At 66.9% G+C, this 23,371-nt stretch carries 26 protein-coding genes; 18 read left to right on the forward strand and 8 right to left on the reverse strand.

What is annotated here, in order from left to right:
- Positions 1 to 36 precede the first annotated feature (36 nt).
- Both E7T10_RS01145 and E7T10_RS01150 read left to right on the forward strand, forming a co-directional pair.
- The gene (locus tag E7T10_RS01145) at positions 37 to 786 is read left to right on the forward strand and encodes a TVP38/TMEM64 family protein (protein ID WP_137720380.1); all 750 of its coding nucleotides are present in this window, start codon (positions 37 to 39) and stop codon (positions 784 to 786) included.
- The gene (locus E7T10_RS01150; RefSeq protein ID WP_137720381.1) at positions 783 to 2,255 is read left to right on the forward strand and encodes a sensor histidine kinase; all 1,473 of its coding nucleotides are present in this window, start codon (positions 783 to 785) and stop codon (positions 2,253 to 2,255) included. The genes E7T10_RS01145 and E7T10_RS01150 overlap by 4 nt, the downstream gene beginning before the upstream one ends.
- 6 nt (positions 2,256 to 2,261) lie before the next feature.
- Here the strand turns inward: E7T10_RS01150 and E7T10_RS01155 are convergent, their stop codons facing one another.
- Positions 2,262 to 2,525 carry a hypothetical protein gene (locus tag E7T10_RS01155; protein WP_039246564.1) on the reverse strand — a complete coding sequence of 88 codons (264 nt, stop codon included), beginning with the start codon at positions 2,523 to 2,525 and terminating at the stop codon, positions 2,262 to 2,264.
- A 146-nt stretch (positions 2,526 to 2,671) separates the two neighbouring features.
- Here E7T10_RS01155 and E7T10_RS01160 point away from each other — a divergent pair, with 146 nt between their 5' ends.
- Positions 2,672 to 3,172, forward strand: coding sequence for a hypothetical protein (locus tag E7T10_RS01160; RefSeq protein ID WP_137720382.1), 501 nt, complete (start codon positions 2,672 to 2,674; stop codon positions 3,170 to 3,172).
- Between the two features lie 6 nt (positions 3,173 to 3,178).
- On the opposite strand, the gene E7T10_RS01165 is transcribed toward E7T10_RS01160, so the two are convergent.
- A complete protein-coding gene (locus E7T10_RS01165) occupies positions 3,179 to 3,814 on the reverse strand; it encodes a glutathione S-transferase family protein (RefSeq protein ID WP_137720383.1) in 636 nt (211 codons plus the stop codon).
- A 312-nt stretch (positions 3,815 to 4,126) separates the two neighbouring features.
- Here E7T10_RS01165 and E7T10_RS01170 point away from each other — a divergent pair, with 312 nt between their 5' ends.
- Positions 4,127 to 4,543, forward strand: a complete 417-nt coding sequence (locus tag E7T10_RS01170) for an ester cyclase (protein WP_055809387.1) — start codon at positions 4,127 to 4,129, stop codon at positions 4,541 to 4,543.
- Positions 4,544 to 4,565: 22 nt separating this feature from the next.
- Here the strand turns inward: E7T10_RS01170 and E7T10_RS01175 are convergent, their stop codons facing one another.
- Positions 4,566 to 5,615 carry a ribonucleotide-diphosphate reductase subunit beta gene (locus E7T10_RS01175; protein WP_045810910.1) on the reverse strand — a complete coding sequence of 350 codons (1,050 nt, stop codon included), beginning with the start codon at positions 5,613 to 5,615 and terminating at the stop codon, positions 4,566 to 4,568.
- A gap of 173 nt (positions 5,616 to 5,788) precedes the next feature.
- Positions 5,789 to 7,912, reverse strand: a complete 2,124-nt coding sequence (locus tag E7T10_RS01180; RefSeq protein WP_246846071.1) for a response regulator — start codon at positions 7,910 to 7,912, stop codon at positions 5,789 to 5,791.
- Between the two features lie 131 nt (positions 7,913 to 8,043).
- Here E7T10_RS01180 and E7T10_RS01185 point away from each other — a divergent pair, with 131 nt between their 5' ends.
- The 6 genes from E7T10_RS01185 to E7T10_RS01210 all read left to right on the forward strand — a co-directional run bounded on the left by E7T10_RS01185 (position 8,044) and on the right by E7T10_RS01210 (position 12,337).
- Positions 8,044 to 8,832, forward strand: coding sequence for a nucleotidyltransferase family protein (locus tag E7T10_RS01185; RefSeq protein ID WP_039246573.1), 789 nt, complete (start codon positions 8,044 to 8,046; stop codon positions 8,830 to 8,832).
- A 13-nt stretch (positions 8,833 to 8,845) separates the two neighbouring features.
- Positions 8,846 to 9,619 (forward strand): metallophosphoesterase, encoded by a 774-nt coding sequence (locus tag E7T10_RS01190; protein ID WP_137720385.1) that lies wholly within the window; start codon positions 8,846 to 8,848, stop codon positions 9,617 to 9,619.
- A 79-nt stretch (positions 9,620 to 9,698) separates the two neighbouring features.
- Complete coding sequence (locus E7T10_RS01195; RefSeq protein ID WP_137720386.1) at positions 9,699 to 10,142, forward strand: hypothetical protein; 444 nt, start codon at positions 9,699 to 9,701, stop codon at positions 10,140 to 10,142.
- Positions 10,143 to 10,222: 80 nt separating this feature from the next.
- The gene (locus E7T10_RS01200) at positions 10,223 to 10,837 is read left to right on the forward strand and encodes a hypothetical protein (protein WP_137720387.1); all 615 of its coding nucleotides are present in this window, start codon (positions 10,223 to 10,225) and stop codon (positions 10,835 to 10,837) included.
- Between the two features lie 195 nt (positions 10,838 to 11,032).
- The gene (locus E7T10_RS01205; protein WP_137720388.1) at positions 11,033 to 11,665 is read left to right on the forward strand and encodes a LysE family translocator; all 633 of its coding nucleotides are present in this window, start codon (positions 11,033 to 11,035) and stop codon (positions 11,663 to 11,665) included.
- 99 nt (positions 11,666 to 11,764) lie between these two features.
- Positions 11,765 to 12,337, forward strand: a complete 573-nt coding sequence (locus E7T10_RS01210) for a hypothetical protein (protein WP_137720389.1) — start codon at positions 11,765 to 11,767, stop codon at positions 12,335 to 12,337.
- Between the two features lie 43 nt (positions 12,338 to 12,380).
- Here the strand turns inward: E7T10_RS01210 and E7T10_RS01215 are convergent, their stop codons facing one another.
- Positions 12,381 to 13,148 carry a DUF6065 family protein gene (locus tag E7T10_RS01215; protein WP_156146787.1) on the reverse strand — a complete coding sequence of 256 codons (768 nt, stop codon included), beginning with the start codon at positions 13,146 to 13,148 and terminating at the stop codon, positions 12,381 to 12,383.
- A gap of 37 nt (positions 13,149 to 13,185) precedes the next feature.
- Here E7T10_RS01215 and E7T10_RS01220 point away from each other — a divergent pair, with 37 nt between their 5' ends.
- On the forward strand, positions 13,186 to 13,701 hold the full coding sequence (locus E7T10_RS01220) for a prolyl-tRNA synthetase associated domain-containing protein (RefSeq protein ID WP_137720390.1): 516 nt from the start codon (positions 13,186 to 13,188) through the stop codon (positions 13,699 to 13,701).
- Between the two features lie 15 nt (positions 13,702 to 13,716).
- On the opposite strand, the gene E7T10_RS01225 is transcribed toward E7T10_RS01220, so the two are convergent.
- On the reverse strand, positions 13,717 to 14,238 hold the full coding sequence (locus tag E7T10_RS01225; RefSeq protein ID WP_137720391.1) for a hypothetical protein: 522 nt from the start codon (positions 14,236 to 14,238) through the stop codon (positions 13,717 to 13,719).
- A gap of 351 nt (positions 14,239 to 14,589) precedes the next feature.
- On the opposite strand from E7T10_RS01225, the gene trxA reads away from it, so the two are divergent.
- The 7 genes from trxA to E7T10_RS01260 all read left to right on the forward strand — a co-directional run bounded on the left by trxA (position 14,590) and on the right by E7T10_RS01260 (position 22,582).
- Positions 14,590 to 15,495, forward strand: a complete 906-nt coding sequence (gene trxA, locus E7T10_RS01230; protein ID WP_137720392.1) for a thioredoxin — start codon at positions 14,590 to 14,592, stop codon at positions 15,493 to 15,495.
- Between the two features lie 55 nt (positions 15,496 to 15,550).
- Positions 15,551 to 16,207 carry an LON peptidase substrate-binding domain-containing protein gene (locus E7T10_RS01235; RefSeq protein WP_026108391.1) on the forward strand — a complete coding sequence of 219 codons (657 nt, stop codon included), beginning with the start codon at positions 15,551 to 15,553 and terminating at the stop codon, positions 16,205 to 16,207.
- A 25-nt stretch (positions 16,208 to 16,232) separates the two neighbouring features.
- On the forward strand, positions 16,233 to 16,427 hold the full coding sequence (locus tag E7T10_RS01240) for a Trm112 family protein (RefSeq protein WP_039246583.1): 195 nt from the start codon (positions 16,233 to 16,235) through the stop codon (positions 16,425 to 16,427).
- A gap of 203 nt (positions 16,428 to 16,630) precedes the next feature.
- Positions 16,631 to 17,584: a glutathione synthase gene (gene gshB / locus E7T10_RS01245; protein ID WP_137720393.1), complete on the forward strand. Its 954-nt coding sequence runs from the start codon at positions 16,631 to 16,633 to the stop codon at positions 17,582 to 17,584.
- Positions 17,585 to 17,644: 60 nt separating this feature from the next.
- Complete coding sequence (locus tag E7T10_RS01250; RefSeq protein WP_137720394.1) at positions 17,645 to 19,261, forward strand: YifB family Mg chelatase-like AAA ATPase; 1,617 nt, start codon at positions 17,645 to 17,647, stop codon at positions 19,259 to 19,261.
- Between the two features lie 71 nt (positions 19,262 to 19,332).
- Positions 19,333 to 20,871 (forward strand): response regulator, encoded by a 1,539-nt coding sequence (locus E7T10_RS01255; RefSeq protein ID WP_137720395.1) that lies wholly within the window; start codon positions 19,333 to 19,335, stop codon positions 20,869 to 20,871.
- A 43-nt stretch (positions 20,872 to 20,914) separates the two neighbouring features.
- Positions 20,915 to 22,582 (forward strand): AmpG family muropeptide MFS transporter, encoded by a 1,668-nt coding sequence (locus E7T10_RS01260; protein ID WP_137720396.1) that lies wholly within the window; start codon positions 20,915 to 20,917, stop codon positions 22,580 to 22,582.
- A gap of 3 nt (positions 22,583 to 22,585) precedes the next feature.
- Here E7T10_RS01260 and E7T10_RS01265 read toward each other — a convergent pair whose 3' ends face one another.
- Both E7T10_RS01265 and E7T10_RS01270 read right to left on the reverse strand, forming a co-directional pair.
- Positions 22,586 to 23,017 (reverse strand): YidB family protein, encoded by a 432-nt coding sequence (locus tag E7T10_RS01265; RefSeq protein WP_240484668.1) that lies wholly within the window; start codon positions 23,015 to 23,017, stop codon positions 22,586 to 22,588.
- A 67-nt stretch (positions 23,018 to 23,084) separates the two neighbouring features.
- A complete protein-coding gene (locus tag E7T10_RS01270) occupies positions 23,085 to 23,222 on the reverse strand; it encodes an entericidin A/B family lipoprotein (RefSeq protein ID WP_039247129.1) in 138 nt (45 codons plus the stop codon).
- Positions 23,223 to 23,371: the final 149 nt, after the last annotated feature.

Genomic DNA, 23,371 nt, shown 5'->3' on the forward strand with positions numbered 1-23,371 from the left:
TCAACGCTCGGACGGCATTTCGGGACGATGAAACGGATGGCGAAACGAACGGCGAAGGAATGGGCCCTGCGGCTGGCGCCGCTGGCGGCCATCGCCGGGCTGGTGATCGCCTTCTTCGCCCTGGGCTGGAACCGCTATCTGTCGATGGATCTGATCCGTGAGCACGGGCTGAACCTTCAGGCCTATGCGCAACAAAACTGGTGGATCGCGCTGGTGGCCTTCATCGCCGTCTACGCCCTGGCGACCGCCTCGACCATTCCCGGACCCGTCTTCCTGACCCTGCTGGGCGGGATGATGTTCGGCCCCTATGTCGGCGCCCTGGCGCAGTCGACGGGGGCCACCATCGGTTCGGTCGTCATCTATTATGTCTATCGCACCTCGATCGGTTCCTGGCTGCGCGCCAAGTTCGAGGCCGACGCCGGTTTCATGGATCGGCTGGCCAAGGGTATCGACCGCAACGCCTTCACCACCCTGTTCACCCTGCGCGTGATCCCCAGCGTTCCCTTCGTCCTGGTCAACGCAACGGCGGGGATGATGGCGGTGCCGCTGAGGCCCTACATCATCGCCACCTTCATCGGCCTACTGCCGTCCACCTTCATCTACACCTGGATCGGATCGCAGCTGGGCGACCTGCTGCGCGCGGGCGTGCGGCCGGACCTGCCGATGCTGGTGCAACAGTTCTTCTGGCCATTGATGGGCGTGGTCTTCCTGTCCCTGCTGCTGCCCATCGGCATCAAGCTGTTCCAGATGATCCGCGCCCGGCGGATCGGGGCGACGGCGGCATGAGCGCCCTGTTCGACCGGATCGCGGCGCGGCTGAACCTGACGCCGGACCAGGCCAGTCTCTGGCGCGAACGCCTGACCCCGCGCGCGCCAGACGGTCTGTCGGCGCGGTTGCTGCTGCTGACCGTCGCCTTCACTTTGGCGGTCGAGGCCCTGATCCTGGGGCCGAACCTGGCGGCCTTCCATGAGCGCTGGCTGCGCGACCGGCTCCAGGCCGCCGAACTAGCCTCGGTCGGGGTCGAGGCCCTGCCCTATAGCGCGGTCGAGGACGACACGGCCGCCGAGCTGATGCGGATCGGCGGGGTTCAGGCGGTGGCCCTGACGGAGCAAGGGGTGCGCCGCCTGCTGCTTCAGGCCCCCAACCTGCCCCGCGCGCCCGAACTGATCGACCTGAGGCGTCAGGACAGCTGGTCGCGCCTGACCGACCCGTGGCGCACCCTGTTCGGCCATCCGGACCGCTCGCTGCGGGTTCAGGCCAAGCCGCGCTATCGTTCCGGCGACTTCATCGAGATCGTCACCCCCGCCCAGCCGCTGAAGCTGGAACTGCGCGCCTTCCTGCTGAACAGCCTGCTGGTCTCCCTGCTGGTGTCGGTGACGGCGGGCGCCCTGCTTTATGGCGGTCTGGCCCTTCTGGTGCTGCGCCCGCTGCGTCGCGTCACCCGCTCGATGGAGCGGTTCGCCGCCGATCCCGAGAGCGAGGCCGAGGCGCCGTCCGACCGCCACGACGAGATCGGCCGCGTCGAGCGCGAACTCAGCCGGATGCAGGAGGAGGTGCGCCATTCCCTGCGCTCTCGCGCCCGTCTGGTCGCGCTGGGCGAGGCGGTGGCCAAGATCAACCACGACCTGCGCAACATGCTGACCTCGGCCCAGATGGCGTCCGAACGGCTGGCGACCTCCGCCGATCCTCAGGTGGCCAAGGCCCTGCCCCGGCTGGAGCGCGCGCTCAGCCGCGCCGCCGGCCTGTCGCGCAATGTGCTGGAATACGGCAAGAGCGAGGAGCCCGCGCCCCAGAAGACCCGCGTCGTCCTGACCAAGGCCCTGACCCTGGCGGCCGAGGACGCCGGGCTGGATCCCGACGGCGTGCGCCTGGTCAAACAGCTGCCGCCCCGGTTCGCCGTCGAAGCCGACCCGGATCAGCTGTATCGCATCCTGGTCAATCTGATGCGCAACGCCCGCCAGGCCATCGAGGCCGATCCGACGCGCCCGCCCGAGCGGCGCGGCAAGGGCGCCATCACCGTCAGCGCCTTTGGTCAGGACGGCTTCTGCGTCGTGCGCATCGCCGACGACGGCCCCGGCATTCCGCCGCGTCTGGCCGAACGCCTGTTCGAACCCTTCGTCAGTTCAAAAAGCTCGGACGGTTCGGGCCTGGGCCTGACCATCTCGCGCGAACTGGCCGCCCTTCACGGCGGCGATCTCCGGCTGGTCGAGACCGACGGCAAGGGCGCCGTGTTCGAGCTGCGCCTGCCGGGCTGAACCCCCCTATTCCAAACCGTCGTCCGACACGACGAAGGGCCGGTTCTCCGCCTTGGCCTGGGCCGCGAGTTCTTCCTGAACCAGATGCCAGCGCCGCAGACGCTCATAGTCGATGGCGTGCTCGGGCGAGGCGTCCAGCCAATGGCGGAAGTCCTCGATCTGGAGCCGGGCGTCCGCGGCGGTCGTATCGGGCAGGGCCGGCACGTTCGGCAACTGGCGCGCGACATCCGCAGGAATGGGGAAGTCGCCGGACGCGGTGCTCAGGATCATCGGTCTTCTCGGATAGGCTGCGGTCGGGAGAGGACGACCATGACGCGAAGCCGAGCCTTTCGCCACCTTTTCATCGCTGCGGCGTTGTGCAGCAGGATCACAATGGCCAAGCTGCGGGTAACGCCTCGGCCTCGGGAGAGACAGTCATGATCATTCGCACCGCCGTCGCCGCCGCCCTGCTGGCCGCCGCCCTGACCGCGCCCGTCGCCGCCCAGACGACGACGGCGCCGGCGGCCGCCGACCCCTATCGCGATCAGCGCGTCCTGCCCGACCCGGCCGATCCCGCCAGCCGCGACGCCCTGCTGAAGGCGCGGGGCGAGGCCTATCACCGGGCCAGCGACGCCCAGCAGACCGAAGAGGAACTGCGCACCACCCGCGCCCTCAACGACGAGATCGCCGCCCAAAACGCCCTGGCCGACAAGACCGACGCCGCCAACCGTCTGGACTACGACGCCGCCCTGGCCCGTCATCAGATCGAGGTCAGCCAGGCCGAGGAACAGGCCCGCGCCGCCGCCGAGACGGCGCGTTTGGCCCAAGAAAAATATGATCGAGCCTACGCCGCCTGGCAGGAACAGGTGCGACTATGCCGCACGGGCTTCCGCCCCGCCTGCACCGCCCGGCCAGCGTGGGTCGAACCGGCGCAATAAACGCCGTCAGTCCGCTTTGGCCTTCGCCTCGGCGATCAGGGCGTCGTCGATTTCGCGAGCGCGCACAGCGGCCGGTCGTGTCGTGATTCGCTCGGAATAGGCCTTGAACGCCGGCCGTTCGGGCAGGCTCTTGAACATCAGCCCCCAGGCGATCTGGCTGCCGACATAGACTTCGGCGGCGCTGAACTGTTCGCCGAGGATCCACGGGCCGCGATCCAACGCGTGTTCCAGCCCGTCGATCACCTGATCGAACGAGCTGTAGCCGACCATGGCCGACTTCTCGGGCGGCGGCAGTTGACCCAGCGACTTGGCCGTCACCGCCGCCTCGACCGGTCCGGCGGCGAAGAACATCCAGCGATAATAAAGGCCGCGCAGCGGATCGTCCGTCGCCGGCGCCAGGCCGGCTTCAGGAAAGGCGTCGGCCAGATAGGCGCAGATGGCGGCGCATTCGGTCACGACGACGCCGCGATGGGCGATGGCCGGCACCTTGCCCATCGGATTGATCGCCAGATAGTCCGGCGACTTCATCGCCGGATAATCGACCACGACGGTGCGATAGGGCTGGCCTGCCTCCTCCAGCATCCAGCGAACGATGCGTCCGCGCGACATGGGGTTGGTGTAGAAGACGATCTCTTCGCTCATGGGGTGCTCTCCCTTTCGAGAGAGCCTACGCCCGAAATGGGAGATGTGTCAGCCCGCGGCCAGGCTCATGTCGCGCCGCGCCATCATGCGATCGAACGCGCCCCAGACGCCCTCGACACCGCGCCAGCCCGGAGCAATATGATCGGGACTACGCCCCTTGGCAGGAACAGGCGCGGCTATGCCGGTCGGGCCTCCGCAAGGCCTCATCGCGCGACCGGCCTGGATCCGGCCAGCGCAATAAACCGTGCCGGCTGAAACCATAGAGGGATCGGGCGGTTGTCTCTATCGAACCCCAAGCGAAAGAGACCCTCCATGGCCGATGCCACCGCCAATATCGCCGCAACCAAACGCTTCGGCGAGATCGTCAACACAGGCGCTCTGGACGCCTTTCCCGAGGTCGTGGCGGAGGCTTGCGTCGACAACGATCCCGCACCGGGTCAGGGACCGGGGCCCGAAGGCTTCAAGGCCTTCTTCACCGAGATGCGGACCGCCTTCCCCGACCTGAAGGTCGAACCTCAGACCATGCTCAGCGAAGGCGATCAGGTGGCCTTCGCCTACACCCTGACCGGCACGCACAAGGGCGACTTCCAGGGCGTAGCCGCTACGGGCAAGTCCATCGAGGTTCGCGGGATGCAGATCGGCCGGTTCGAGGAGGGCAAGATGGTCGAACGTTGGGGCAGCTCCGACGAGCTGGGCATCCTCAAACAGATCGGCGCGGCCCCCGTCTGAGGCCGCGCCCCTGGTCGCGGGTTCAGCCCGCGACCATACTCATGTCGCGGCGCGCCATCATGCGGTCGAACTCGCTCCAGACGCCGTCGGCGCCGTGCCAGTTTCCTTGCGTCGCCGCCTTAGAATATTCGGTGGCGCGGGCCTCGAAGAAGTTGGCGTGTTCGACGCCGCTGAGCAGCGACTGCAGCCAGGGCAGCGGGTTTTCCGTCACCCCATAGACTTCCGGCAGTTTCAGCTGACGCAGGCGCCAGTCGGCGATGAAGCGGATGTACTGCTTGATGTCCTCGGGCGTCATGCCGTTCACCGAGCCCATCTCGAAGGCCAGGTCGATGAACTTGTCCTCCATGTTCACCACCGTCTTGCAGCAGTCGACGATGTCGTCCGCGACCGACTTGGTGACGGCGCCCGTCTCCTTGTTGAAGGCGTGGTACAGCTTGATGATGCCTTCGCAGTGCAGGCTCTCGTCGCGCACCGACCAGGACACGATCTGACCCATGCCCTTCATCTTGTTCTGGCGCGGAAAGTTCATCAGCATGGCGAAGGACGCGAACAGCTGAACGCCTTCCGAGAAGCCGCCGAACATGGCCAGGGTCCGGCAGATGTCGGCGTCTGAATCGACCCCGAACTGGCCCATGTAGTCGTGCTTGTCCCGCATGGCCTCGTATTCCATGAAGGCGCCGAACTCGCTCTCAGGCATGCCGATGGTCTCGAGCAGCAGGGCGTAGGCCGCGATGTGGATCGTCTCCATATTGCCGAAGGCGGCCAGCATCATCTTCACCTCGGTCGGTTTGAAGACCCGACCGTAGCGTTCCATATAGTTGTCCTGAACCTCGATGTCCGCCTGGGTGAAGAAGCGGAAGATCTGGGTCAGCAGGTTACGTTCGCCGTCGTTCAGGGTCGAGGCCCAGTCCTTGACGTCCTCGCCCAGCGGCACCTCCTCGGGCATCCAGTGGACCTGCTGCTGCTTCTTCCACATGTCGAACGCCCACGGATAGCGGAACGGCTTGTAGGCGGCCGACGGGGTCAGAAGACCGGCGCGCTCGGGGAGGATGATCGGAGTGATGGCGTTCATCGAACTAGACCTGAGGGCGATTCTGAAGACGCATTCACCATGCGATGCGACGACCCCGGCGCCAAGTCGAATTAGGTCTATTTTGCGATCACAATTTATCGCGACCGCTAGATGTTGTGTCCGTGCCGCACATTCTTGGGGACGGGCCTGGGGATGAAGACGCGCCCGGTTGCTCAGGCGGCTTGGGCGTCCAAGCGAGTTGCGGCCGCGCTAAGCGTCTCGTCGATGGCGGCGTAGAGCTTGGCCTGGGTCACCGGCTTGGCCAGATGGCCGTCCATACCGGCGGACAGGCACCGGGCGGCGTCTTCGGGCATGGCCTCGGCGGTGACGGCCAGGATCGGCGTCCGGCTGGCGGGATCGGCCAGGGCGCGGATCGCACGGCTGGCGGCCAAACCATCCATCACCGGCATGCGCACATCCATTAGGATCAGGTCGAAAGCCTCGGCCGAGGCGGCGTTCACCGCCTCCTGCCCATCGCAGGCCTCGGCGGTATCGCAGTCGGCGGCCTGCAGCATGATGCGCAGCAGATCGCGATTGGCGGGATGGTCGTCGACGATCAGAACCTTCATGCGACGGCTGTCCAGCGGCGCGCCGCTCTCCGTCTCCACCGGAACCACGACCGGCGCCTCGATCTCCAAAGTGAAGGTCGAGCCCTGCCATTGCACGCTTTCGACGGCGATGGCGCCGTTCAGCCGCTCGGCATGACATTTGGCCAGGGCCAGGCCGACGCCTGCCCCTTCGTGGGCGCGGCTGGTGGAGGCGTCCGCCTGCTCGAACAGGCGGAACACGCCCGCCAAGGTCTCGGCGTCCATGCCGCAGCCCGTGTCCGCCACGGCGATGCGCAGCCGGTCCCCGCTCCGATCGACCGTGACGCCCACGCCCCCGTGAGAGGTGAATTTCGAGGCGTTCAGCGTCAGGTGATGCAGGATTTGACGCAGACGCCGCATGTCGGTCAGCACCCAGCCTTCGGCGTCCGGCGCGATGTGCAGGTCGAACGTCAGGCCGCGGATTTCGGCCCACTCGCGCGCCGGCGCCACGGCGTCCTGGATCAGGGCGCGCAGATCGGCGGGCTTCAGCACGACCTCGTCGCCCCCGCGCGAAATCTCCAGCAAGTCCTCGACCAACCTCAGCATGGATTCGCCGCACTGGCGCACCGCATTGACCTGGCGATGGCCCTCGGCGTCCAGACCGGTCGAGCGCGACAACAGGTCGGCATAGCCGGTGACCCCGGTCAGGGGCGTGCGCATCTCATGGCTCATCATGGCCAGAAAGCGCGACTTCGCCTCGTCGGCGCGCCTGGCCCGGGCCAGGGCGTCCAGCGCCGCCGCCGTGCGCGCCCTCAGCCGCGCCGTCAGACGCCGACGCTCGCTCGACAGGGTGGTGATGGGCAGGACCGACCCGACGACGCACAGCAGGAACAGATGAAACACATTCATCTGGCGCATAACCTCGGGCAAGGCGGCCAGAACCGGATCGGGCGGCAGGCGGGTCAGCACGACCGGCCCATGCCCGCCCAGCGTGGCGGCGCCGCCGATGGCCGCGACCAGCACCACCGCGCAGGCGGTGGTCGGCGGACCCAGACGGAAGGCCAGAAGGATCAGCGGCGGAAGCACCGCGAACATCACCGGCGCCGACGACTGGGTGAAGACCCACACCGTGACGCCGCTGACCAGCACCAGCAGGGCGACCGCCTCGGTCATCGTGGCCTGGGCGTCGTCCCGGAACCGGTGATTGCGCGCCAGCAGCAACAGGGACGGCGTGACGATCATCATCGCCAGCAGTTCCATGTCGAACAGGTGGTGCATCCGGAACGCCAGGGTGCCCGGCACCTTCCAACTCATCAGCACCGCGACCGCGCCCGCCAGCAGGGTGCTGATCAAGACCGCCGGCACGGCGGCGAAGACGGCGAAGCGGAACAGACGCCAAGGACGTCGCATATCCAGCGCGGCCCCGCAGAAACGGCGCGCCAGCACGGCCGCGACGCAGACCTGCGTCAGGTTCAGGGCGACATTGGTGAACATCATCACGCCGGGATCGCCGCGCACGATGTTGCTGGCCAGGTTGATGGCCGCGCAAGCGATCATCACGCCGATGGCCTGGCGACGATGAAGCTGAAGAACGGCGGCCAGAAGCACCGCATTGGCCGGCCACAGAACCGTGGCGCCGAAGGCGTGCATGCTCCACTGGGCGACCGACAGGCACAGGGCGAACAACGCCACGTAGGCGTAGGGCGACGGCCCAGCCGCGCGGCCGGCCTCGTGACGGAAAAACCGCCAGCGCCCGCCTTCTGCGTTCACCCACTTCAGTCCCATGACGTAACGATGACACGCAGGGGTTAAGGATCCCGTAGCGGCCCACCTAGGTAGGATTGCGGAACCGCCGTTCAGCGTCGCCGTTTACTCGCCCTTGCCAGCAAAGGGCCCAGCCGATGTCAGACGTGATCGCCGAACCGACCTTTGAGCCGCCGGCGGACGCCCTGGCCTTCTATGAAGAGAGCCTGCGCCTGCTGAAGGAAAGCGGCATCCCCTTCCTGCTGTCGGGCACCTATGCGGTCACGGCCTACACCGGCATCCGTCGTCCGACCAAGGATCTGGACGTCTTCTGCAAGCCCGGCGACTACCCCCGCATCCTGGCCTTCTTCCAGAAGCACGGCTATCGCACCGACGTCGAGGACGAGCGCTGGATCGCCAAGGTCTGGAAGGACGAGAAACACTTCTTCGACGTCATCTTCGCCATGTCTAACGGCACCATCGCCGTGTCCGACAGCTGGTTCAGCGAGGACCGGATCACCGTCTATGGCCACCAGGTCCAGATCACCCCGCCCACGGCCCTGATCCTGTCCAAGGTCTTCATCCAGGACCGCTATCGTTATGACGGGGCCGACGTGAACCACGTCATCCTGAAACAGTCCGACGCGATCGACTGGAAGAGCCTGCTGGACCAGATGGACCTCTATTGGGAGGTGCTGGCGGCGCATCTGCTGAACTTCCGCTTCGCCTATCCGACTGAGCGCGACCGGATTCCGCGCTGGCTGATGGAAGAGCTGGTCCAGCGACTGACCGCCCAGATCGATCTGCCGGCGCCGCGCGTGAAGGTCTGTCGCGGCCGCCTGTTCAGTCCGCGCGACTATGTCGCCGACGTCGCCGAATGGGGCTTTGGCGATGTGGTGGGCAAGGGGCTGGAGGAACGCCACGACCCCGTCCACCTGGGCCACTGAAAGGTAAGCCGCCATGACTGACGCCGTCTCCGATACCCAGACGATCCAACCCGGACTGGAAGCCGGCCCCGCCAAGACCCTGCGCGTCGCCGCCGTCGGCGACCTTCATGTCGGCGAGACCACTGAGCATCGCTATCGCGACCTGTTCGAGCGGGTGGCCGACGACGCCGATGTCTTATGCCTGTGTGGCGACCTGACCAATTACGGCAAGACGCCCGAGGTCGAGCGGCTGCTTGAGGATCTCAAGCTGTGCAAAATCCCGATGGTCGGCGTGCTGGGCAATCACGAGCACGAGTGCGGCCAGCCCGAGGTCGTCACCAAGATGCTGACCGACGCCGGGGTCAAGATGCTGACCGGCGAGGCCTATGAGATCGACGGCGTCGGCTTTGCGGGCGGAAAGGGGTTCGTCGGCGGCTTCGGCCGCTACATGCTCTCCTCGTTCGGCGAGGCCTCGATCAAGCGTTTCGTGCAGGAGGCGGTCGAGGACGCCAATCTGATCGAGAACTCGATCCGCACGCTGCGCACCGAACGCTCGGTCGTGCTGCTGCACTATGCGCCCGTGGTCGAGACCGTGATGGGCGAGCCGCCCGAAATCCACGCTTTCCTGGGCTCGTCGCGCCTGGCCGAGACTATCGATCGCTACGACAACGTCCGTTTGGTCGTGCACGGCCACGCCCATCGCGGTGGGCCGGAGGGACGCACCACCAAGGGGACGCCCGTCTATAATGTCGCCCTGCCGGTGCTGAAGACCCTGGGCGACAAACCCTATCGGGTCTTTGAAATCTGACCGGACTGTAGGAGGGTGCGGCCGGGGCTGGGATGCAGCCTCGTTCGGGGCCGCAAGGCGGCCCGTCGTGGAGTTTCCGATGCGCCTTTTGTCTTCCGCCGCGGCCGTCGCCGTCCTGGCCCTGACCACCCCCGCCTTCGCCGCCGGTCAGGCCGCCTCGCCTACGCCGCAGGCCGCTCCGGCGCCCGCCCAAGAAGCGGACAGCCCCGAGGAAGCCGCCTTCGAGGCCAAGGCGGAAGCCTTCCAAGAGCGCATGGAAGCCATGGCGACGGAAATGCAGGCCGCCGCCGCTCAAGCCGACAAGGCCAAGGCCAAGTCCGATTTGGACGCCGTGCAGGCCAAGTATCAGAGTGAAGTCGATACCTTCGCCGAAGAGGTCAACACGTTCGCCACCGCCCAGGGCGCGCCAGCCGAACAGATGGCCATGGTGATGCAGCAGATCAAAGGCATTCCGCTGAAGGCCCGCACCGAGATCGAGGCGGCCGCCTCCGCGCCAGCCGCTGCGCCGGCGACGCCGCAGTAAGCCAAGCCTTACCGCGATTTCACTTGAGACGGGGCGGCTGAGGGCGGAGTTTGCGCGGGTCATTCAACGGGAGCCGTCCCATGATCCGCCTGCTCAGCCTGACTGCCGCCCTGGCGCTCGCGCCCCTGTCCTCGGCCTTGGCCCAGACCCCCGCGCCTGCACCCGTGTCGGCCTCCGCCGAAACCGCCGAGGCCCGGATGGAAGCCGCCGCCGAAGCTTTCGAAGCGCGCATGGAGGCCTTTGGCGAGCGGGCTGAGGCGATTTCCGAAGATGAGAGCCTGAGCGAGGCTGAACGCGGTCGTCGCATCGCCGCCCTGTGGTCGGACTATGCGCCCGACGTCGCCGCCTTCACCGCCGAAACGACCAAACACGCCAATGAAATGGCCGCCCAGGCGCTGAAGAACATCGACGTCGACGCCATCGTCGCCGACGCCCTGAACGACCCCGAGGTCAAACAGGCGATGGAAGAGGGAATGCAGAAGGGCGTCGTCACCGCCGAAGGCATCGCCCGCAACAGCGCCTGGACCAATCCGACGCCCGAGCAGATGGAGACCTACAGCCTGGTCGCCCAATACGCCCTGGACCAGGCCGCCGACGCCGTCGTCGAGGACGAAGCGGCCGCCGAGGTTCCCGAAGCGCCCGAGGCGCCGGAAGCCCCCGAACCGCCGGCGCCCCCGGCCCGTCCGGCCGCCTGACATCCTTGTCTTCTCCCCATGAAATGGGGAGGAGGACCGCGCAGCGGTGGAGGGGTTTTTGATCCCTACGGACGCCGATGAATGAGTGAAGCCCCCTCCGTCATGACGCGAAGAGGCGCCGCGCCACCTCCCCACGACGCAGGGAGGAGACAGAGCGCCTTGACCGCGCCCGACTAAGCAGCGACATCGCGCCGCATGCCCGCCCTGCCCGTCGATCCGCACCTCTATTCGACCTTCCTCGGCGTTATGGCGGTGATGGCGATCACGCCAGGCCCGGCCAATCTGTTCGCCGTCGCGGCCGGCGTTGAAAAGGGCCGCGCCTCGGCCCTGATCGGCGTCTTGGGCATGAACGCCGCGACGCTGGTGTGGTTCGGCGCGGCGGCCCTGGGTCTGGGCGCCCTGGTCAAGGCCTTTCCCGCCGCCTTCAAGGTCATCGCCGTGCTGGGCGCGCTTTATGTCGCCTGGCTGGGGATCAAGGCGCTGCGCGGCGCCTTCGCCACCGCCGCCGATCCCGACGAGGTCGTCGTCAAGAAGGGCCGCAGCGCCCTGATCGACGGGTTCGCCGTCCAGATCGCAAACCCCAAGGCTATCCTGTTCTTCACCGCCGTCCTGCCGCCCTTCATCGACGTGAACCGCCCGGTCGCGCCGCAGATGGCGATGTTCGCCATGGCGGCCATCGGCATGGATATGGTGTCGATGAGCACCTACGCCCTGTCCGGTGCCGCCTTGTCGCGCCGCATGCAGCAACCGCGCTTTCGAAAGGGCTTCGGCGTCTTCGTCGGCCTGCTGCTGATGGTCGCCGCGATCCTGATCGTCCTTAGGCTCTAGACGCCGCGACGCTTCGTCATACAGTGGTCGGGAACGCCTTCGTTCATGCTCCGTTCAGCCGTCAGAGCGCCCGAATGGGCGATCAAGGAGTTTGATGTCATGAAAACCCTCCCCCTGAAGACCCTGGCGATGACCGTCGCCGCCGGTCTGGCCTTGGCGGCCTGCGCCACCGCCACCCCGTATCAACCCGCAGGCTTCAACGGCCAGCGTGGCGGCTATGCCGAGCAGCGCCTTGAGAACAACCGTTTCCGGGTCAGCTTCTCGGGCAATTCGCTGACCTCGCGCGAACAGGTCGAGCAGTCGCTGCTGCTGCGTTCGGCCGAACTGACGGTCGAGAGCGGCTATGACTGGTTCGCCACCGTCAACCGCGCCACCGACCGCGACACCCGCTTCGTCGGCACGCCCGATCCCTTCTATTCGGGCTATAACCGCTTCTACAGCCCCTATTGGGGTCCGTCGTGGCGCTATTACCGCAGCGGCTTCTGGAGCCCGTGGGACCGTTACGGCCCGTGGGGCGTCAATGACTTCGACGTCCGCCAGGTCGACCGCTTCGAGGCCAACGCCGAAATCGTTCTGGGCCGCGGCCCCAAACCCGCCAACGACCCCAACGCCTTCGACGCCCGCGAGGTGATCCAGAACCTGGGCCCGCAGGTCACCCGCCCGGCGGCCTGATGCTGAAAGCCCCTCTCCACGGCGTGGAGAGGGGCTTTTTCTTTCATCCCACCCGCGGCGACTTCAGCCGGCGCTTGTTGGAGTGGGTCGCGGGCGCCGTGCCCAGATCCTCCGGCACCTCGCCCTTGAAGTAGTAACGCTGCCAGGCCTCCTTGGCCGCATCCGGATCGCCGCCGGCCAGACGCTGGTTGAAGTCGGTGCGGGCGCGGTTCCAGGCCTCGAACTGGCCCTTCATCACCGGGTTGGATTCCAGGGTGCGGATGATCGGCTGGAACTGCTCGACCTTCTTGTGCTCGATCAGATTGATGAAGCAGAAGGGCTCGCCCTTCTCGAAGGTGATCCGCCCCGGCCGGGTGAAGATCCAGTTCATCGTGAAGGGAAACGGCAACCAGTCCGTCTCGATCAGGCCGACCAGCGGCTGAATCCCGTCCTTCACATGGTTGGGCGACCCCGAACACATCATCCCCCAGCCCGGCGGCGTGCGGAACAGATATTGCGGATGCATCGTCAAAACCCCGCGCGAGAAGTGCGAGGTGACGAAATGGGCCAGATCGTGCTGGGGCCGATCCGGCGTGATGACGATGTCTTCCTGGCGCGGTCCGCCGTTCCACTCGGCCGAGAAGCCGAACGGGCACAGGATTTCCCACCCCGTCGTGTTGGCCATGTTCAGCGGCAGACACCGATAGGGGTGGCGGCTGATGAAGGCGTCCATCCAGTTGCGCGACTGGCGGCCGGGCACCAGGTCCGGCGGCCGGGCCGTCATCGGATAGCATTCCAGTTCCAGCGGGCGCGTGTTGACGGTATCGACCATGACCATGTCCTAACGCCCGAAACCCGACGGCTCAACCATGACTGACGCACCCGCTTTCGACCGCGAGACCCTGACCGTCTGGCTGAAGGCGAACGGCGTGGATCACCTCACCCACGACCACCCGGCCGTCTTTCGCGTCGAGGAAGGGCTGGACCTCAAGGCCGACCTGCCCGGCGCCCACACCAAGAACCTGTTCCTGAAGGATCACAAAGGCCGGCTGTGGCTAATCTCGGCGCGTCAGGACACGGTCATCCACCTGAAGCGCGCCGCCGCCGCCATGGGGTCGGGGCGGCTGTCGTTCGGAAACGAAGTCCTGATGTGGGAGACGCTGGGCGTACGGCCCGGCTCAGTCACGGCGCTGGGCCTGATCAACGACATCGACCGCCGCGTCACCTTCGTCCTGGACCGGCGCCTGTGGGACGCCGACATCGTCAACTTCCACCCCCTGACCAATACGGCGACCACCGCGCTGGATCAGTCAGCCTTCCGGCGGGTGCTGGCGCTGCTGGAGCGTGAGCCGGTGGTGTTGGATTTCGAGGCGATGGGCGCGTGAACCCATAGGGCGAAATCAGACCTTCGCCAGGCGCGCCCTTCTCCACGACGCCCGCACGCCAAGGATCGCGACCGGCAGGGCGAAGATGTTCATATAGCTGCCGCCCAATCTGTAGTCGAACAGCCACCGGCCGCAGGTGATTTCCACCACGAGCCAGCCGAGGACAAAACAATTCGGCCAAATCGTGCGTCCATACACGATGGCGTAATAGGCCAGGATCACAAGTCCCGTCAGCACCCCATGCACGACCAGACTGGACCAATCGCCCGTAAAGAGCGCGACAAAGGCTAAAAAGCCATGGACCATGCCCAAAGGAAGCACGGCTGCGCTTCCGCCTTCAATGCCCTCCGATAGGCTGCGCTTTGTGTTCAAAGGCGCGAAGGCGGCCGCCAGGACCCTCTGATCATTGCTGAAGGCGTTCGACGCCACCTCACCAAAGCGCACCCTGCGACCGGCGGCGCGCTCCGCCAACGGCAGCGGCAGCGGCAGCGGCAGCGGCAGCGGCTCTTTGATGGGACTGTTTTGGTTGTCCAGCATTCAACCTGAATACGGCAGGCTTGCTTGAAGACAGGTTAGCGGCGATGCCAGAGCGGTCGCGGCACCCATCCTGTTGGACTTCGGGAATGTCGCGAGGAACGCGGCAGCGTTGCGTTTACACCATCGTCATCGCCAACCGCTTGAACCTTGCCGCACAGGCCCCATCTCGCAAAGTCCGGCACAATGAGGCAGACGAGCGGCGGGGGAAGTCAGACGAATTAGACGAATTAGACGGTGTTTTTCACGACTGCCGTCTGAAATCCCGGCGCGACCTTTTCCCGGCTTGATGCCGACGCATCCCGACGCCATCTGAACCGTTGAACCTGACCGATCTCTGCGCGGACCTCGCCCATGACCCTGCTCGACCCGACCCTGACCCCCGACGCCGCCGGCGACCTGATCAAGGAAGGCACCGACGCCTCCTTCATGACCGACGTCATCGAGGCTTCGAAGCATCAGCCGGTCATCGTCGACTTCTGGGCCACCTGGTGCGGGCCGTGCCGGACCCTGGGCCCGGCGCTGGAGAAGGCCGTGCGCGCCGCCAAAGGGGCGGTGAAGATGGTCAAGATCGATGTGGACGCCAACCCGGCCTATGCGGGCCAGCTGCGGGTGCAGTCGATCCCGACGGTCTACGCCTTCGTCAACGGCCAGCCGGTGGACGGCTTCCAGGGCGCCATTCCCGACAGCCAGATCAAGGCCTTCATCGACAAGCTGACCGGCGGTCAGGGCGGCTCGACCGAGACGGCGCAACTTCTGGAGCTGGGTGAGGAATCGCTGGGCCTGAATGACTTCGGCGGCGCGGCCCAGGCCTTCGCCCACGTCCTGTCGATCGAGCCCGAGAACGAAAAGGCCATCGCCGGCATGGCGCGGGTCTATCTGGCGGGCGGCGACCCCGAACAGGCCGCCCAGACCATTGCCATGGCGCCGCAGGATTCCAAGGAACCGGCGGTCCAGAGCGTGCGCGCCCAGCTGGCCCTGGCCTCGAAAGCGCCCACCGGCGCCTCGGCCGAACTCGAGGCCAAGGTCGCCGCCGATCCGAACGATCATCAGGCGCGTTTCGACCTGGCCGAGGCCCAGAGCGCGGCCGGCGACTTCAAGGGCGCGGTCGACAATCTGCTGGCCATCATCCAGGCCGACCGCGAGTGGAACGATCAGGCGGCCCGCAAACAGTTGCTGGTCATCTTCGAGGCGGCGGGCCTGACCTCGGACGTGTCGAAGGATGGTCGCCGCCGCCTCTCGTCCATTCTGTTTTCGTGATCCAGAACAAGCGGGCCTCAAGCAGCGCGAAGCGCGGTAGGCCCCAGGAGAAGTGATGCCTCAAGGCTATGTCCGCGCCCTCGACCTGCCCCAGGTGATCCCGGTGTTCCCGCTGGGCGGGACCATCCTGCTGCCGCGCGGACAGCTGCCGCTGAACATCTTCGAGCCGCGCTATCTGAACATGGTGGACGACGCCATGGCCGGCGACCGGATCATCGGCCTGGTCCAGCCCAAGGGCGGCACGCCGGCTCTGCCCGGCCTATCGCCGGTCGGCTGCGCCGGTCGGATCACCAGTTTCGCCGAGACTTCCGACGGGCGCTATCTGATCACCCTGACCGGCGTGTCGCGGTTTCGCATCGCCGCCGAAATGCCGTCCAAGACCCCCTATCGTCAGGTCCGCGCGGCGTTCGAGGCCTATGAGGACGATCTGGTCTCCCCGCCCGAGGAGCCGGACTTCGACAGGGACGCCTTCCTCGACGCTCTGCGCGCCTATATGGCCCACCGGCTCCTGGACATCGATTGGGAGACGGCCGAGACCGCGCCGATGGAGGCCCTGGTCAACAGCCTGTCGATGGCCCTGCCTTTCGAGCCGGCCGAGAAGCAGGCTCTGCTGGAGGCCATGGGCCTGATGCCCCGCGCCGAGGCCCTGACCGCCCTGATGCGCATCGACGCCGCCGACGGCGGTGACGACGCCGCGCCGTCCATGCAATAAGCGGCCACGCTTTCAGGAACCCGCCATGAGTGATGCTTTCAACACCCCGGTCTCCGTCGATCCCCGTCTGCTGGAGGTGCTGGTCTGCCCGGTCACGCGCGGCAAGCTGACCTACGACCGCGACGCCAACGAACTGATCTCGTCGGGCGCCAAACTGGCCTATCCGATCCGCGAAGGCGTCCCGATCATGCTGGCCGAAGAAGCGCGTCAGCTGGACTGATTTCATGCTCCGCTCATCCCCTCGAAAGCGGGGACCCAGCGCTTTTGGCGATAAGCCGTATCCGATGGATGCCCTTGATCGATCCAATGCGCTGACGGGTGAAAGAACTGGGTCCCCGCTTTCGAGGGGATGAGCGGATGGGGTTGCGGTGCCGCTTCCTCGCTCCCATTCCATTCGTGCCTGCCAAAGCAAGGAAAGCCTCGATGCTTAAAGTCGCCATCCAGATGGACCCGATCGAGGCCGTCGACATCGCCGGGGACACCACCTTCCTGATGGCCGAGACGGCGCAGGCGCGCGGTCACAAACAGTGGGTGTATGACTTCCGCACCCTGGCGCTGGAAGAGGGCCGCCTCTACTGCCGCGCCCGCCCGATCACCGTGCGGCGCGAGGTCGGCAACCACGTCGATTTCGGCGACTGGGAAAAGCTGGATCTGGCCGAAGACGTGGACGTGATCCTGATGCGCCAGGATCCGCCGTTCGACATGGCCTATGTCACAGCCACCTATCTGCTGGAGACGGTGCATCCCCGGACCCTAGTGGTCAACGACCCGGCGCAGGTGCGGTCGGCCCCCGAAAAGCTGATGGTCACCGCCTTCCCCGGCCTGCAACCGCCGACCCTGATCTCGGCCGACCCTGTCGCTCTGGACGCCTTCCACAAGAAGCACGGCGAGGTGGTGCTGAAGCCCCTGCACGGCAATGGCGGCTCGGGCGTGATCAAGCTGCGCGCCGATGATCCCAATCTGGACGCCCTGATCGAGATCCATGCCGCGGGCAGCCGCGATCCGCTGGTGATCCAGAAGTTCATTCCCGCCGTGTCCAAGGGCGACAAGCGCATCCTGCTGATCGACGGCGAGCCGGTCGGCGCCATCAATCGCGTCCCGGCGGCGGGGGCGGTACGCTCAAACCTGCATGTCGGCGGCACGGCCATGCCGGTCGAACTGACGCCGCGCGACCTGGAAATCTGCGCCGCCATCGGCCCGACGCTGAGGGAACGCGGCCTGATTTTCGTCGGCATCGATGTCATCGGCGACTATCTGACCGAGATCAACGTCACCTCCCCCACCGGCGCCCAGCAGTTGAAGGCCTTCACCGGCATCGACGCCACGGCCCTGATGTGGGACGCCATCGAAGCCAAACGCGCCGCACAGGTTGCGTGATCGCCACTTGAATTAGATTTCAGTTCATGGTTCGTTCTCTTGCTTAGCTGGGAGAACGACATGGTCGCGCGAGTTGTCACGGTCGCCTTTGACGGGGTCGAGGCCCGGCGGGTGGACGTCGAGGTCCAGTTGATTGGCGCCGACGGGCCGACGATCTTCAATATCGTGGGCCTGCCGGACAAGGCCGTGGCCGAAAGCAAGGAGCGGGTGCGCGGGGCCTTCGCCGGCATCGGTCTGGCCCTGCCCGCCAAGCGGATCATCGCCAATCTGGCGCCGGCCGACCTGCCCAAGGAGGGCAGCCATTTCGACCTGCCTATCGCCCTGGCCCTGATGGCGGCCATGGGGGTGATCGCGCCCGATGCGCTCGACGGCTGGGCCGCCATCGGCGAGCTGGGGCTGGACGGTCAGATCGCGCGGGTCGGCGGCGCCCTGCCCGCCGCCGTCGCCGCCGACGCCATGGGCCTGGGTCTGATCTGCCCCGAGGCGACGGGACCGGAGGCCGCCTGGGCCGGCGGCGCCCGCATCCTTGCGCCGCGCTCGCTAATCAGCCTGGTCAACCACTTCAAGGGAACCCAGGTTCTGCGCGCGTCCGAGCCCGGACCGCTGGCGGACGGCAAGGCCGTGCCCGACCTGCGCGAGGTCAAGGGTCAGGAAAGCGCCAAGCGCGCGCTTGAGATCGCGGCGGCCGGCGGCCACAACCTGCTCTTCATCGGCCCGCCGGGGTCGGGCAAGTCGATGATGGCGCAGCGTTTGCCGGGCCTCTTGCCGCCCCTGACCCCGCAGGAGTTGCTGGAGACCTCGATGGTCTGGTCGGTCGCCGGCCTGATCGAACGCGGCGCCCTGACCCGCGATCGCCCGTTCCGCAGCCCGCACCATTCCGCGTCAATGGCGGCCCTGACCGGCGGGGGCCTACGCGCCAAGCCCGGCGAGGCGTCGCTGGCCCACAATGGCGTGCTGTTCCTCGATGAACTGCCGGAATACAGCGCCCAGGCCCTGGACTCGCTGCGGGCGCCGCTGGAGACCGGCGAGATCGTGGTCGCCCGCGCCAACGCCCACATCCGCTATCCCGCGCGGTTCCAGCTCGTGGCGGCGATGAACCCGTGCCGCTGTGGCATCGGCGGAGCCGGACGCGGGGCGTGCGGCAAGGCGCCGCGTTGCCAGCGCGACTATCAGAACCGCGTCTCGGGTCCGATGTTCGACCGCATCGACCTGACGGTGGAGACGCCACCGGTCACCGCCGCCGACATGGCCCTGCCCCCGCCCGCCGAAGGTACGGCCGAGGCGCGGGCGCGCGTCGCGACCGCCCGCGCCATGCAGGAGGACCGGGTTCGCGAGGCGGGGCTGGACGCCGCCCAAGGCCTGAACGCCCGCGCCTCCGGCGGCACGCTGGATCGGTTCGCCACGCCGGACGAGGCGGGCCGGATGCTGCTGATGCGGGCGGGCGAGGCCGGCGGCCTGACGGCGCGCGGCTGGACCCGCACCCTGCGCCTGGCGCGCACCATCGCCGACCTGGACGGCAGCACCGGCGTTCTGCGTCGCCACATCGCCGAGGCCTTGATCTATCGCCGCACCACCATCGGCGCCGAGGCGGACTTCGACCGCCGCGTGGCGCAGCGCCATGAAGGCTTCGGCCTGCGCGAAGGCGATGACGAGCAGACGCCCTTCCTGCACGCGTGAGGCGCCCGCGTCATGGTGGAGACATCCTTAACCGTCCGCTTTTAGTCTCCGTGCCTGACGGGGAGGCGGCCATGACGCGACGGACGGCGACGAAGCGGATCGAGGAGCGGACGAGCGCACCCGTTGACCCCGCCCAGCAGTTCCTGCGGCTGATGAGCCACGAGATGCGCACGCCGCTGAACGGCGTCATCGGCATGATCAACCTGTTGCAGCGGACCCGACTGGACGGCGCCCAGCGCGCCTATGCCGAGAACGCGCGTCAGTCGGCCGAACATCTGCTGGGTCTGGTCAACGATCTGCTGGACTATGCGCGGTTGGAGGCCGGGGCGCTGGAGTTCGACCTGGCGCCCGTTGATCTGGAAGGTCTGGTGCGCGGCGTCGCCGAGTTGCTGAGCCCGCGCGCCCACGACAAGGGGTTGGAGATCGTCTGGTCGGTCGCCGCCGACGCGCCCGACGTGCTGGCGGACGAAGGCCGGCTGCGTCAGGTGCTTTTCAACCTGGCGGGCAACGCCGTGAAGTTCACCGACACCGGCGGCGTGCGCATTTCGGTCGAGCGCGTCGGCGGCAGCGCGGCGCGCCCGCGTCTGGCCTTTCTGGTCGATGACACCGGCCCCGGCGTGGCACCCGAGGCGCGCATACGGATCTTCGAGGAATTCGGCCACGCCGACAGTTCCGACGCGGTCCGCCAGGATGGGGCGGGCCTGGGTCTGGCGGTCGTGCGAAAGCTGGCCGCCGCCATGGACGGCTCTGTGAAGGTCGAAAGCCGGCCCGACGGCGCCGCAACCGGCGGGGGCGCCCGCTTCCGCTTCGAGGCCGCCTTCGCCGCCGTCGCGGTGGCGCGCGACAAACCATTGCGCGGCCAGACGGTCGCGGTGCGCGCCGTCGATCCCTTCGTCCTGTCGGCGGCTCGCGCTCAGATCGAGGCCTCGGGCGGCGTCGTGGCGGATGCGGCCCCGGTGACCCTGGTCGATCACGCCGACGCCCCGGCGGGCGCGCTGGCGGCCCTGCCTTCGAGTGGTCGCGGCATCGTCCTGCTGAAACCGGCCGAACGCGATCTGATCGCCCGCTATCGCGCCGTCGGTTTCCACGGCTATCTGATCAAGCCCTTGCGTCGCGCGTCCCTGGCCGAGCGCGTCCTGGCCGCCATCGGCGCGGAGACGCCGGACAAGGCCAGCGCCCACTGCGCCGCCCCGGTCGAAGACGACCGCGTCGCCCCCGTTCAGTTTGCCGGCATCCGCGTCCTGCTGGCTGAGGATAATCCCGTCGGGGCGCTTCTGGCCCGCACCCTGTTGCGACGCGAGGGCTGCACCGTCGAGACGGCCGCCACCGGCGACGAGGCTGTCGCGGCGCTGAAACGCGCGCGCTATGACGTGGTCTTCATGGACATGCGGATGCCCGGCATGGACGGCCCCGCCGCCGCCCGCGCCATCCGCGCGGCGGGTGACACGACGCCGATCCTGGCCCTGACCGCCAATGCCTTCGCCGAGGACCGCCGGGCCTGTCTGGAAGCCGGCATGGACGACCATATCGTCAAGCCTCTGGACGCCGAGGCCCTGCGCGCCGCCCTCGCCCGCTGGACGAAGCGCGACATCCGCGCCAAGGTCGGCTGAGTTACAGGCGCCCGCGTTTCCGGCCGCCGCGCCGGAGCCGTGCATGACCGATCAAGCTACCCCTGCAGAAGAAGTCGCCGCGCTGCGGCCCCAGGCCAAGGGCCTCGGGGTCATCAAGGCCGCCTTCAGAGAGCGGCGCACTCTGGCGATGTTGCTGCTGGGCTTCTCCTCTGGCCTGCCCTTCGCCATGTTGTTCGGCACGCTGAACGCCTGGCTGTCGGCGGCGGATGTGTCTGTGGCTACGATAGGCGTCCTGTCCTGGGTCGGCCTGTTCGGCGCCTTCAAGTTTCTTTGGTCGCCGACGGTCGGGCTGCGTCTGCCGGGCGTCTGGCGGCTGGGACAAAGGCGCTCGTGGATGATCATCTGTCAGATCGTCTTGGCGGCAGCCTTTGTCGTCATCGCCCTGTCACATCCAGCAACCGGGGCCATCGGATTTCTGGCGCTCGCTGCCGCGCTGGGCGCCTTCGCCTCAGCTACCCAAGACATCGTGATCGACACTTGGAGGATCGAGGCTGCTGACGACCGGGCGCCCGTGGACCTACTATCGGCAGTCTATCAACTCGGCTTTCGTACAGCGGCTCTGGTCGGCGGCGCCGGCGCCCTGATTCTGGCGGACAATCTCGGCTGGCCTGCCACCTTCCTGATCGGCGCAGGCTTGATGGGATTGGGGCTGCTCGGCTCCATAATCGCGCCAGAACCAGTCGTAGCCGCCAATCAGGCGATCGCTCGTGAGCGTATCGCCACTCCGGCCCTGCGCCGGATCGCGCTCATCGTGACACTCGCGGCTTGGGGATGGGCCGCCTTCATGTTGATCAGATTCATGATCGTGGCGCTGACGACTGCCCCTGCTCCCAGCGCCGGCGAGTTCATACAGACCTGGGGCGCTTGGATCGTGACCGCAGCCGTCTTGCTGCCTGCTGGATTGGCTGGATTTCTGGTGTGGCGAGGCCGGTCGATGCCGCCTTCCCAAAACACATCGCACGGCGGGCTCGCGGAGCGCTTCTATGATGCCATCCTCGCTCCGCTCGTTGAACTTATGGGTAGGCTTGGCTGGGGCGCCTTGATCGTGCTGGGTCTAATTCTCAGCTACCGCATCACCGATGGGGTCTGGGGGCCTTTCGCCTATCCCTTTTACTTGGGGACAGAGGGCGGCGCCCTAGGGCGGACAATGACCGAGGTGGCGCTTGCGTCCAAAACCTTTGGCGTGGTGATGACGTTGCTGGGGATCGGCCTCGGAGGGTGGGCGCTTCTCGTCATCGGCCGCATGCCTTGCCTGCTGATCGGAGCCGTTCTGAGTGCAGCGACCAATCTGCTGATGATGGACCTCGCCTTGGGAGCGCCGGTGATCGATCCCTTCATGCAGGCGACGGGGCTATATGGACTATTCTCGACCTTCGGGGTCGGTGAACCTCTCGCTCGCCTGATGGTCGCCATCGCCGGAGAGAACATCGCAGGCGGCTTCGCCGGCGCCGCCTTCGTCGCCTATTTGTCCGCCTTGTCAAACAGGTTGTTTGGAGCAGTTCAGTTCGCCGTCTTTACTTCTTTGGCGCTCTTGATCGGCACGCTGGGAAGAGCACCCCTGGGCGAACTTGTTGATCGAGCGGGCTTTGCGCCGATGTTCCAGTTCGCCGCCGCGCTTGGCCTGGTCGCCGTAGTCTTCTGCATACTCGAATGGATCAGGCTGACGGTCGAAAAGCGGCGACTGCGATAAACCTCAGCGCTTCAGAAAGCCGCCGATCATATCGCCCAGGCCGCCCGGTAGTTTGCCGAGCAGGTCGTCGGCGCCGTCGATCTGACCGCCAGGGGTCAGGCGGTCGATGGCTTCGGGCAGAAGACCGGCCAGGGTCTCGCCGGCCTGTTCGGGGGTCACGCCCATCTTGGCGGCGATGTCGGCGATGGGGCCGTGGCCGAGGACGGCCGTGATCTGCTCAGGCGAGATGTTGGCGTTCGGCCCCGTGCCGACCCAGGAGCCGATGACATCGCCCAGGCCCGCCTGACCGAACTTCTCGGCCAGTCCGCCGACGCCGCCCTGACCCTTGAGCAGATCGCTCAGACCGCCTGCGGCGTCGTCGCCGAGACCCTTCACCACATTGTCCAGAAAGCCCATCGCCGTCTCCTGAATGATGGCGCACCGTAACACCGTCATGCGCCGGATACGAGAAAGGCCCGCCGGGATCCGGCGGGCCTTCGCAACATCGGCTTTTGAGAAAGCCTTAGTTCTTGGCGTCGTTGGCGCCTTGCGTGACGGCCGAACCGGCGGCCGAGACGTCGCGGCCGGCGCCGGCGATGGTGTTGCAGGCCGACACGGCCAGAGCGGCGGCGACGATGGACAGGGTGATGATCTTGCGCATGGTTTGAACCCTTGTTGGTATGGTCAAGTTTCGTCGAAACGCCGACCCTGAACTTGGGTTGCATCAAGCGACGCCGTGTCGAAGATTTTGCTTTCGGCGTGTCGGATCGCCGCAACGGCGGCGGCATTGATCGCTTGCGCCGCGCGCAC

Source organism: Brevundimonas sp. SGAir0440 (assembly GCF_005484585.1).
Classification (GTDB): Bacteria; Pseudomonadota; Alphaproteobacteria; order Caulobacterales; family Caulobacteraceae; genus Brevundimonas.